This is a genomic window from Variovorax sp. RA8 (assembly GCF_901827175.1).
Classification (GTDB): domain Bacteria; phylum Pseudomonadota; class Gammaproteobacteria; order Burkholderiales; family Burkholderiaceae_C; genus Variovorax.
Window position 1 is genome coordinate 2,485,054 of record NZ_LR594662.1, and the last position, 11,694, is coordinate 2,496,747.

Genomic DNA, 11,694 nt, shown 5'->3' on the forward strand with positions numbered 1-11,694 from the left:
GTAACGCGGAGCGATCGGCCATGGATTGAGCGACATCAAGGCGACGCGACAAAGTCATGCGTCGGTCGTGCGTGCAATCTTCGCCTGCCGGTCCTCAAGGCGCGAGCGAAATGCCGGCTTGGATTCGTCGCTGCGCCGCGTGGAGCCGCGAGAGCCGTGCTTGGAGACGATGCCAGCCACGCCGCCGGCCATCAGCGCAGCGACATCGAAGAGGATCGCCGGCAGTGCGACGCCCCCCGGGGACGCCAGATACAGCGGCGTCCAGACCGGATCGAACTTCGCCTTGTAGCGGCGCAGGCCCTCGAAGTTGTAGAAGTGTTCGCCGTGCCGAGACAGCAGCGTGCCGATGCGGCCCCATAGCGGCGTCTCGCGCTGCGTGTCCAGGCCCGCAAGCGGCGCCATGCCGAGGTCGAACCAGCGAAAGCCCTGTGCACGACCCCAGAGCATCAGCTCGCAGAAGAGGAAGTCCATCGTACCGTTCGGTGCGGTCGGCAGGTGCCGCATCAGGTCGACTGACAGCTCCTGCCTGCCGGCGCCGCACCACAGATTGGCGAAGGCGATGATGCCTTCTTCGCTGCGCACGACCGCCACTGGAAACTGCGCCAGGTAGCGGACGTCGAAGGACGCGTTGGAGAAGGCCTTCTCGTGGGTGCGCTTCGTGGCCAGCCAGGCGTCGGAGACCCGGGCCAGCTCGGGCAGCAGACCCGGAACGGTCTCGCGCGGCGCGATCTCGAAACGGCAACGGCGCCGCAGCAGCCGGGAACGCGCCTGGCGCAGATCACTGTGCGCCGGCAGGGCAAGGTCGAATCGCGCGAGGTTGACGCGCGCCTGCTCGCCCAGCGGCGTCAGGCCCAGCCCCACTTCCGCGTAATCCGCACGCCGCTCCCCTCGCACCTCGAAGAAAACGCACCAGCCGTCGAAGCGGTCGCACAGGTCGCGGAAGCGCCAGATCAGCTCGCGCGCACCTTCGGCGCTGCCAACCGGGTCGCCCATCGCGACCCAGCTGCGTCCGCTGCGGCCATACATCATGAAGGCGTCCTGAGCGCTGCTGAACAGCAGTGCCTTGTCGCCGCGCAGCACGAGGTTGGCATAGGTATGCGGCGAGCGCTCCACCATCGCTCGCGCGCGCTCGATGTCGCCGGCCGAGGGCGCCGGAATCGCGGGGCGCGCCGGGCGCAGCAGCCTGTACAGGCCGAACAACGCCGCCAGCGAGGCCGCTCCCACCGTCGCACGCAGCGAACGCGAAGCCTCGGCGTGCAGCGCGAAGTCCCACCATGAGAGACCCGCTTGCAACGCGTGCCGGTTTGCGAACTGCACGAGCCAGAGGGACGCGGCGAGCACGATCGCGATAGCGGTCATCCACGAGGGGCTGGAGGGCTCGCCGAGAAGTGAAGACCTGCGACGGAATTGTCCGCGGGAAGACAGCAGGACCACGCCCGCGAACCCGAGCACGATGGCCTCTTCATAATCCCAGCCCTTCGCCAGCGACAACACGGCGGCAGCGGCCAACAGCAGCAGCGCGACATGCCAGGCAGCATCGAGCCGGCGCTGCAGGGCATGCGCCAGGAGCAGCAGGGCCGCGCCGGCCAGGCTGGCCATGAAGTGGGAGACTTCGATCACCGGTAGAGAGAGCATGCGGCTGAGGAGCTCGAGCCGGCCCGAGGCGGCCGGCGTAGAGCCCGAGAACAGCAGCAGCGCCCCGGCGACGAAAACAATGGCGGCCAGAATCTGCGGCGCCAGCGCCACCAGGGACCGGGTGGCGTCGGAAAGCCTGTTGCGCCGAGCCGGCAGCCGCGCCGCGCCGGCCCGGACGCCCAGCAGGGCGGCCGCGAAGAACAGTGGCGCGATGAAGTAGATCCCGCGAAACACGAGGAGTGCAGCGGCCAGTTCGGCCGGCGGCACACGCTGGTCGAGCATGATGACCACTGCCGATTCGAACACGCCCAGTCCTCCGGGAACGAGGCTCACGTTGCCTGCCAGGAGGGCGAGGAGGAACACCGCCATGCAGTGGGTGAATCCAATGCCGGCGGCCGGCGGCAGCAGTGCGTAGAACACGGCCGACATCAGACACAGGTCCAGCGAGGCGACGCTGACCTGGCCGAAGGTGAGTGCCGGCGATGGCAGTTCGAGATGCCGGTTGCCCACTGCCAGAGGGCGGTGGCGCGTTGCCGTCGATACGGTCAGGGCGATGTACGCCCCGAGCAGGGCGAGGAATACAACGCCCAGCGGGCGAGTTGTCTCGCCGGCCCAATGGAGCGCCGCGGGCAGCATCACCGGGGCGCTGGCGAACGCCACGCCGCCGACCAGCAGGAATCCGAGCCAGAAGCCGGCGCTGCAGAAAAGCACCACTCGCGCGATATCGGGCGCCGACAGGCCGGCCGAGGTGTATGTCCAGTAGCGCACCGCGGCGCCGGTGATCAGCGTGTTGCCGAAGTTGTTGCCCAGGGCGTTGGAGATGAATGCCGTCGCCGCAATCGACGCCAGGGGCATGCGGCGGCTGACGAATCGCATGGCCAGCAGGTCGTAGCCGGCCAGTACCGCGTAGCCGCCCACAGTCAGCGCCGCGGCCCACCCCAGCGCCGTGGCCGGCATGCTCGACAGGACACGAAGCAGATCCTGGTGACGCTGCAGGCGCAGCCAATCCTGGAGCACCCACAGCGACAGCGCGAAGACGGCGATCCCGACGAACGGACGCAGGATCGCGAGTGGTCGCATCAGCCTGTCCTCCATCCGCGGCTAGCGTCGCAGATAGAAGAACCGCTTGGCCACCTCGGCCGCCGCGACATAGGCCAATGTCAGTACGACCATCGCAAGCACCACCGGTGCGGGCAGCGGCACGAAGCCGAAAATGGACACGAATGGCAAGTACGGCAGCGCGAGCGCCAGAACGATGATTGCCGCAGTGCTCGCGAGCAGCAGGTTTCCCGGCCGGCTGCGCCAGAAGGGTCCGCGCGTGCGCACCACCAGTGCAATCACCAATTCCGTCAGCAGCGATTCGATGAACCAGCCGGTGCGGAATTCCTCGGGCGTGGCATGGAACAGCCAAAGCAGCGCGCCGAACGTGAGGAAGTCGAACACCGAGCTCACGAGGCCGAACAGCACCATGTAGTCGCGGATGAACGCCGTGTCCCAGCGGCGCGGCTTCTGCACCCATTCGGCATCCACCGTGTCGCTGGCAATCGCGGCGGCGGGAATGTCGGACATGAAGTTGTTCAGAAGGATCTGCGAGGCCAGCAGGGGAAGAAACGGCAGCAGGACGGATGCGACTGCCATGCTGAACATGTTGCCGAAGTTGGCACTGATGGTGGTCAGGATGTACTTGAGCGTGTTGGCGAAGACCATGCGGCCCTCGTCGATGCCGGCCCGCAGGATGGTCAGGTCCTTGCGCAGCAGCACGAAGTCCGCGGCATCCTTCGCTACATCCACCGCGGTGTCGACCGAGATGCCTACGTCCGCGCTGTGCAGGGCGGGCGCATCGTTGATGCCGTCCCCCATGTACCCGACCACGTGACCCGTCTTGCGCAGCGCAAGGATGATGCGCTCTTTCTGGTTCGGGTCGACCTCGGCGAAGACGGTGGCATGCTGCGCCGCGTGAAGCAGGGCCTCGTCGCTCATCGCGTTCAGGCGGTCGCCGGTCAGGGTCACCTCGACCGGCAGGCCGATCGCCTGCGCAATGTGGCGGGCCACCTTGTGGTTGTCGCCCGTGATCATTTTCAGCTGCACGCCGCGCTGCGCGAGGTCCGTGAGGGTCTGGCGCACATCGTCTTTGGGTGGATCGAGGAAAAGCAGAAAGCCCTCGAAGCACATCCCGGTTTCATCGACACGCGAGTACGAAGCGCTGCGCTGCTCCACCACGCGCGAGGCCACTCCAAGTACGCGAAACCCCTCGGTGCTCCAGCCGTCGTAGCTCGCCTCGATCTGCGCGCGGGCCGCCGCGTCCAGCGCAGCCTCCGCCTTGCCGTCCCGCACCCGGTCGCACATGGCCAGGACATTCGACAACGCACCCTTGGTCACCAGGGTGCGCACGCCGGCGGCGTCGGCCGCGACCACGGAGAGCGACTTGCGCACGAAGTCATAGGGGATCTCATCCACCTTGCTTACCGTCGCCAGGTCCACGCCCGCCTTTTTTCCTGCGCAGCTCACGGCGTCATCCAGGGGGTTTGCCATGCCGGTCTGGAACTGCGCGTTGATGCAGGCGAGACGCAGTACCTCCGCACTCGGGCGGCCGGCCACGTCGGCCGCGGCATCGAGCTGCACGACCCCTGCCGTGAGCGTGCCGGTCTTGTCGGTGCACAGCACATCCATGCTGCCCAGGTTCTCGATGGAATTCAGGCGCCGCACGATGACGCCCAGGCGCGCCATCCGTTTGGCGCCATGCGACAGGGTCACGCTGATGATGGCGGGCAGCAGTTCGGGCGCCAGCCCCACTGCGAGCGCCAGCGCGAACAGCAGCGACTCGATCGGCGGCTTGGCCATGAAGATGTTGATGGCGAGCACGGTCATCACCATCACCAGCATGATGCGGGTGAGCAGGTAGCCGAAGCGCTGGATTCCGCGCTCGAACTCGGTCAGTGCGGGACGCAGCGCCAGCTTCCCCGCGATCTGACCGAAGACGGATTGCTTGCCTGTCGCCGCGACCAGCACCCGCGCCGTCCCGCTGCGCACACTGGTGCCCATGAAGACGCAGTTGCTGCGCTCGGTCAGCCCCGCTGCCGGCGCCACCGTGCCGGGCATCTTTTCCACGGGGAAGGTCTCGCCGGTGAGCACCGCCTGGCTGACGAAGAAGTCCTTCGCTTCGAGCACCAGGCCGTCGGCCGGGACCAGGCTGCCGGCGCTCAGTCGCACCACGTCCCCGGGCACCACCTCGGCCGACGGCAGCATGAGCTCGATCCCGTCTCGCACCACAAGGGCCCTGATGGTGACCTGCGAGCGAAGCCGTTCGACGGCGTTGCTGGCGATGTACTCCTGCACGAACCCGAGGATCGTGCTGCCAAGGACGATGACGAGCACGACGCCGGCATCGACCCATTCCGTGGCCACCAGGGATACGACCGAGGCGACGATCAGGATCAGTACCAGCGGGCTCTTGAACTGCCTTGCGTACAGGCCGATGGCGCCCGCACGCCTTGGCGCGTCGATGGCGTTGGGTCCGTACTTCGCCAGGCGCAAGGCTGCCTGCGCCGCAGTGAGGCCGCGGTCCGTCGACCGCGACTGCGCCATCAGCCGTCCTGGTGGGAGGCTCCAGTAGTTCCCTTCGATCTGGCCTACGCGATCTTGCACACGATCTCGGGCCAGAGCGCGCTGGACGCCGGGTTGTAGTGCCAGAGGATCTTGGTGATCGTCGCCTTGCCCTTGGCCTCTTCCTCGACGTTGGCGTCCTCGGGGATCACGATGGTCTGTCCGACTTTTGGGAGAGGTCCTGCGTAGGGATGGTGCGTCGTCCCGACCTGCACCTCGCAGGCTCGCTTGGCAGAGATGTGGATGGTGATCTTCATGAGCATTTCCCGAACTGCAATGGCCATCGCTCCGTCATGCTGTCCAGCCCGCGGTGCCGACGGCTGGAACGCGCAAGGGCATCGGTTTCGGCGGCTGCGGGTCGCTCCTGGATTCGGCGACCTCGCGCTCGATGCCGCTGCGAATCACCGCGGCGAGGCCGGCCAATTCCTTCGCGCACGCGTCCATCAGGTCGTCGAGCGAAACGATGCCAGTCACGCGCTTCTCGCTGTCGGTCACCAGCACTCGCCGTACCCCGTTGGCCTCCATCACGGCCATGGCGCCGGCAATGTCGGTCTCTTCAGGGACGCTCGCGATCTTGTCGCTCGCCAGCTCGCCGATCTTGATGCCTGCGGTCTCCAGGCCGCGGGCAAGCACGTCGATCACCAGGTCGCGGTCGGTGACGACGCCCGTCACGCAGGGACCCGCTGCGGTCTGGCTCGTGACGATCAGGGCGCCGACGTGATGTTCGCGCATCAGGCCGGCGGCCTGGGCGAGCGTGCTGCTGCTGTCCACGGCGATCATGCGCCGCGTGCAGATGGAACCGATGTTCATGCGTTTCTCCTCGAGAGGTGGGTGGGGCGGATCGATGTCTCACAGTTCGCTGGTGGCGGGCCAGTAGAGGGTGGCCTGCGTGGCTGCCTTGCCCACGCGTATGGTCTTGGAGCGCGTGAGCCCCGCGTAGCTCGCGACGACGCGGTAGATGCCGGGACTCAACGCGACGTAGAAAAGGGGGCCGCAGTCCGTGAACGGGCCCAATGGCGCGCTCTTGTTCGCAGGCTCGATGGTGACGGTCACCCCTGCGAGGTAGGCGCCCGTCTGGGCCTCGGCGAAAGTCAGGCGCAGGTTGTACAAGTCCTGGTTCGCCTGCATTTCCTGCTGGCCCTCGAAACTGACGCCTCCGCTGGCATGCGAACCGGGTGCGAGCACGGGCAACGGGGTGCCGAGCGCGGGTCCCGATGCACCTTGCAAGGCGAACAGCGCGGCGGCGAAAAGCAAGGCGGATCTGCGATCGTTCATGGTCGATGTCCTCAGGTGCATATGGGCCATTCTTGGGACAAGGGCGCCGCCCGCGTTTGCGCTGGATCAACAAGATGCCTTGGAGCACGCCAAGGATCGGACGATCTCTCCCGTGTGCCTTGACAAAGCGCAAAGCTTGGCGCGCCGCGCGATGCAAGCATGCGATCCATGGAGCGCCTGCGCATCAGCTTGAAGACAGTTTGCCGAATGGTCACGTTCGCGGCCGTCGCGTTCGCGGCCGGCTGCGCGCTGCTGCCGAGGGAGGTACCGCGGCCTGCGTCGTATGCCATCGACGGTGCGGAGCAGACGTTCCTGGGCCGCGCCTTCGCGGACCAACTCGCTGGGTCGGGGGGCGAATCGGGGTTCCGCCTGCTGGTGTCAGGCGAAGATGCCTTTGCGGCACGCGCCGCGCTGGCGGATGTGGCGCAGCGTTCGCTGGATCTGCAGTACTACGTCGTCGCGCGGGACACGACGGCCACGATGCTCCTCTACCGGGCGTTGCGCGCGGCGCAGCGTGGTGTGCGGGTCCGCTTGCTCATCGATGATCTGTATGCAGCCGGCCGTGATCGCGATCTTGCGACGCTGGCGGCGCATGCCAACGTGCAGGTCAGGGTGTTCAATCCCTTTGCGCACCGCGGTTCCCTCGGCTTGCTCCAGTGGCTGGACTTCCTGGGTGACGGGGCGCGCCTGAACCGCCGCATGCACAACAAGCTCTGGATCGCCGACAACGCGGTGGTCGTGATGGGGGGGCGCAATCTCGGCGACGCCTACTTCAACGTGCGCAGGTCGGGCGATTTCGCGGACCTCGACGTGCTGGCCGCCGGACCCATCGTGGCACAGGTATCGCGCAGCTTCGATGAGTACTGGAACAGCGAATCGGCCATCCCGGTCGCAGCATTCCTGGGTGAACCGCCGCAGGCCGCAGAGGCGAAGCGGCTGTACGCCGAGATGGAGGCGCATGCGCAGCGGTTTCGCGAAACGGACTATGTGCAGCGGATGCGGGCCTTGGACTTCTGGCGTGAGGTGCGCGGCGGCAAGCTGGCGCTCATCACCGCGCCGGCAAGCGTGCTCTACGACACCCCGGCCAAGTCGAAGGCCGGCGGCACGGAGGTCGGGCATATCGCTGCAGCGATGCGCCCGATCGTCGAGGCAGCGCGTCGGGAGGTACTCCTGGTCTCACCCTATTTCATCCCGAGCGAGCGCGGCGTTGCGGTACTTTGCGGGCTGGCCCGAAGATCCGGGCGTGTCAGGGTGCTCACCAATTCCCTTGCATCCACCGATGTTCCGCTTGTTCATTCGGGCTACGCGCGCTACCGGCCACGACTGCTGGCATGCGGGGTCGAACTGCACGAATTTCTCCCGAGCCTGCCAGCGTCGGGCAGTACACGCCCCGGGTTGTCGTCCGGGGCCAGCCTGCACGCCAAGGCCATCGTGGTCGACCAGCGGTGGGTGCTGATCGGATCCATGAACCTGGACCCGCGCTCGCGGTCTGCGAACACCGAGATCGCGGCGCTGATCGAGAGCGATGCGCTGGGCCGGCAACTCGGAGGCTTGTTTGCGGAGTCGACCGCTCTCGGCCAGGCGTACCGCGTCGACCTTGCGGAGCCCGACGCCAGCGGCACCGCGCAGGTCGTCTGGCATGGCCTGGCCGGCGGCGAGCCGGTGCGCTATGGCAGCGAGCCGTTGGCCGGCGGCTGGCGCCGGTTCATTGCCGGCCTGCTCGGCAGGTTTGCCCCGGAGGACATGCTGTGACGGGCCACGATCCCCGGCTCATCCCGCCACCACGGGTTCCGCACAACCTTGCGCGATCTGCTCGCGGGCCCTGTCCCGCAGACGCATCGCGTCCGACCAGGTATCGCCCTCGGCACGCAGCGGCTCGTGCACCTGCACCGCGATCGGACCACGGCGCGGCCGCCACGATCCGTCGCGCAACACGGATCGCGTGCCGCGCAGGCTGACTGGCATGACGGCGACGCCGGCCCCCACCGCCGCGACGAAGGCGCCCATGTGGAACGGCCGCAGGCCCGGCGCCCGGGCGAGCGTCCCCTCGGGGAAGTAGACCAGGCTCTCGCCCGCCTTGGCCGCCTGCTCCAGGCGCCTGGCGTCCTCGACGCTGGCGTGCACGTCGTCGCGCTCCACGAAGCGCACGCCCATGCGTTCGAGCACCCACTTCAAGGGAGCGGACTGAGCGAGTTCGCGCTTCGCCACGAAGCATGCGCGGGCTGGCAGCACTGCGGTCAGCAGCAGCCAGTCGAGGTAGCTCGCATGATTGGCGACGATGATCCGGGGGGCGTTCTGCAGGCTCGCCTGGCCCTCGACATGGATCGGCAGCCCCGAGACGCTCAAGCCGGCGCGGGCGATGGCGCGAGCCACTCGTTTGCGCACTGCCCGTGCGGGTAGCAGCGCCGCGGCTGCACCCAGGGCGGCCCCGATGCCGAAGACGGTCCACAGCCAGGCCGCGAAGAGCGCCGAGGCGCTCCGGCGCACCGACTCGCGCAACCGCCGCTGCAGGGCGTCCAGCCACAGGCGCGCCAGCTGCCAGGCGACGCCGCGTTCCGACCGGCCCAGCTCGCCCTGCTCGTACAGGCTGCGGCACGCAGCGCGGCGGATCTTGCCGCTGGAAGTCTTCAGAACCGTGTGCGGCGGCGCCAGCACGATGTCGTCGGCGGGCAGGCCCAGGACCTCGATCGACAGTTGGGCGATCCGGTCGCGCAGCGCTGCCCGGGAAGCCGGGACGTCGGTGCGGCTCTCCGCCAGCACGACCACCCGCTCGCTGCGGCTGTGCGGATCGGCCGCCCCGAACACCGCGACGCAGCCGCGCCGCACACCCGGCAAGGCGCCCACCGCTTCCTCGAGGTCATAGGGATGGATGTTGTGACCGCCACGGATGATGAGGTCCTTCACGCGACTCGTGAGGAAGACCTCGCCGTCCACCACATAGCCGACGTCGCCCGAATCCAGCCAGTCGCCGTCGAACAATGCCTTCGTGCCTTCCGGATTGCGAAAGTAGCCTTCCGTGGCCGAGGGTCCGCGGAACTCGATCCGCCCCTCTTGCCTGTCTGGCAGTTCCGCGCCGTGCTCGTTCACGACGCGCAGTTCGTGGCCGGGCAATGCAATCCCGCAGCCCACCACCTGCATCGCGCCCGGCCGCACGGTGTCAACGGGTTCGGCGCATCCCTTCTCATGCAGCACCTGCCGATCGATGACGTCGATCTTCGGGCCGCGGCCCAGCGGCGGGAAGGCCAGTCCCACGCCGCTTTCTGCGAGGCCGTAGACGGGCATCATCGCGCGCCGGTCGAAGCCGAATCGCCCGAAGCGCTGGCAGAACTGCGCCAGCGTCGCCGCGTGCACCGGCTCGGAGCCGTTCATTGCGGCTCGCCAACAGCTCAGGTCCAAGCCCTGCAGCTCGTCGTCCGGTACCTTGTTGGCAAGGATCTCGTAGGCGAAGTTCGGTGCAGCAGTGACCGTGCCGCGGTGTTCGCTGATGGCGTGCATCCAACGCGATGGCCGCCCAAGAAAGTCCTGCGGCGACATCAGCACCAGCGGCACGCCGTGGTAGAGGCTGCCGAGCCATGCGCCGATGAGGCCCATGTCGTGGTACAGCGGCAGCCAGCTGATGAAGACGTCGTTCGGCCCCGCCTTCATGGCTTGGCCCATGGCCCGGATGTTGGCAAGGAGGTTCGCATGCGTCAGCACCACGCCCTTGGGCTGGCCGGTGCTGCCCGACGTGTACTGGATCAGTGCCGTGTCCCGTGCGCCGCGAGGCACGGGATGCCATGGCCCGTCCGAGGCTCGCAGTCGATCCGCGGTCACCACCGCGCGCAGTTCGAGGGCGCCCGCACGCAGTATGCGGGCCGCCGGCAGCGCCTGTTCATCGCTGACCAGCAGCACCGCCTGGGCGTTGGCGAGGATGTTGGCCTGGCGGCGCAGATGATCCTCGATCTGAGAAGCGCGAAACGGGGGGTAGATCGGGATTGGCACGCCGCCCGCCAGCAGGATGCCCATGAAGCATTCCAGGAACGCCAGGCTTGTGGGCAGCATCAGTGCCACCGCCTCGCCAGGCGCGACGCCCAGCCGCTGGAGCGCCGCAGCCATCGTGCGTGCGTGCGCGAGCAAGGCGGCGTGGTCGAGCTCCTGTGGCGGCTGGTCGCCGGCCAGCAGTGCGACATGGCGCTGCTTGCCGCGCTTGTCGGCATGCCACTGCAGGACGTCGACCAACGTCTGCGCCTGGACCGGGAAATCGGCCGCGCCAAGGGCGGGCGGCGACGAGCCAGCCGTGGCGGCCGTGGCCGGACGGATGCTGCTGCGCGGTGCGGCTGCCATCAGTGCGCGCCACAGGTCGCGCGGCGTCTGCGCGGCCTGCATCGCGGCCTCGGGCATGCGCACGTCGAACGCCTGTTCGAGCCGCAGCATCAGTTCCATGCGCGCCAGGCTGTCGATGCCGAGCGTGCGCTGCAGGTCGTCGTCCAGACCAGGGGGCGCTGTTTCGCCGCCCCGCAGTTCATGCATCAGCGCCTGGATCACCGATGCCAGGCGCTCCGGTGTCACGTCGGGTCTTCCCGTCGTGGTTGGCGCGACATCGATGTCCGACCCCTGTTCCATCCCGGACACCATACGCGGTCGACGGCCGCTTCCGTTGCGCTGGCGCAAGGTCGTCGACGGCAGCCAGGCCTAGAGTGCAAGGCAGGTCGGACGCCGGCCTTGTCTCGCAGGGAGACGAACTGTCGAAAGAAAGGAGCCCCGACCATGAGACTCGAACAGGTGCTGGCCCGGTGGGCCGCAAGCGCGCCGAGCGAAAGGCCTACCGATACGCCGAGCGATACGCCGCAAGCGGGAGAGGCAATCGTGTCCCGGCGCTGGACCAATGAATACGGGTCCGTGGCCGACCTGTCGGTGGACGGCAACCGGGTGTCCGGAACCTACACGTCGGCAGTGGGCGCCGGTCCCGGCACCCTGAGCGGGCCCATCAGCGGCTTCGTGCGCGGGGATATCGTCGCATTCGAGGTCCTGTGGCCGGGCCCCATGCGTTCGATCACCTCGTGGGTCGGACAGGTGGTCGATGTGAATGGCGTGTCGGAGCTGAGGACGCTGTGGCACCTGATCGTGGACATCCCGGACTCCGAGGAGGCGGCCGGCCTTTGGGCCACGGTCCACACCGGGGCCGACACATTTCGCTAAGGA

8 protein-coding genes are annotated in these 11,694 nt (G+C 67.9%); 2 read left to right on the forward strand and 6 right to left on the reverse strand.

From position 1 onward, the window contains the following. Positions 1-54: 54 nt before the first annotated feature. The 5 genes from mprF to E5P3_RS11825 are packed head-to-tail and all read right to left on the reverse strand — an operon-like array spanning position 55 to position 6,513. Positions 55-2,715, reverse strand: a complete 2,661-nt coding sequence (mprF, locus tag E5P3_RS11805; RefSeq protein WP_162586142.1) for a bifunctional lysylphosphatidylglycerol flippase/synthetase MprF — start codon at positions 2,713-2,715, stop codon at positions 55-57. Between the two features lie 21 nt (positions 2,716-2,736). After that, positions 2,737-5,220, reverse strand: a complete 2,484-nt coding sequence (gene mgtA / locus E5P3_RS11810; RefSeq protein WP_162589650.1) for a magnesium-translocating P-type ATPase — start codon at positions 5,218-5,220, stop codon at positions 2,737-2,739. A gap of 44 nt (positions 5,221-5,264) precedes the next feature. Continuing rightward, complete coding sequence (locus E5P3_RS11815) at positions 5,265-5,495, reverse strand: hypothetical protein (protein ID WP_162586143.1); 231 nt, start codon at positions 5,493-5,495, stop codon at positions 5,265-5,267. A gap of 34 nt (positions 5,496-5,529) precedes the next feature. Further along, the gene (locus E5P3_RS11820) at positions 5,530-6,048 is read right to left on the reverse strand and encodes a CBS domain-containing protein (RefSeq protein ID WP_162586144.1); all 519 of its coding nucleotides are present in this window, start codon (positions 6,046-6,048) and stop codon (positions 5,530-5,532) included. A gap of 39 nt (positions 6,049-6,087) precedes the next feature. Next, positions 6,088-6,513 (reverse strand): hypothetical protein, encoded by a 426-nt coding sequence (locus E5P3_RS11825; protein ID WP_162586145.1) that lies wholly within the window; start codon positions 6,511-6,513, stop codon positions 6,088-6,090. Positions 6,514-6,681: 168 nt separating this feature from the next. Between E5P3_RS11825 and E5P3_RS11830 the strand changes: the two genes are divergently transcribed. Beyond that, on the forward strand, positions 6,682-8,265 hold the full coding sequence (locus E5P3_RS11830) for a phospholipase D family protein (protein WP_162586146.1): 1,584 nt from the start codon (positions 6,682-6,684) through the stop codon (positions 8,263-8,265). An 18-nt stretch (positions 8,266-8,283) separates the two neighbouring features. Here the strand turns inward: E5P3_RS11830 and E5P3_RS11835 are convergent, their stop codons facing one another. Continuing rightward, a complete protein-coding gene (locus E5P3_RS11835) occupies positions 8,284-11,115 on the reverse strand; it encodes an AMP-binding protein (RefSeq protein ID WP_162586147.1) in 2,832 nt (943 codons plus the stop codon). A gap of 144 nt (positions 11,116-11,259) precedes the next feature. On the opposite strand from E5P3_RS11835, the gene E5P3_RS11840 reads away from it, so the two are divergent. Continuing rightward, positions 11,260-11,691 (forward strand): avidin/streptavidin family protein, encoded by a 432-nt coding sequence (locus tag E5P3_RS11840; RefSeq protein ID WP_162586148.1) that lies wholly within the window; start codon positions 11,260-11,262, stop codon positions 11,689-11,691. Positions 11,692-11,694 lie beyond the last annotated feature (3 nt).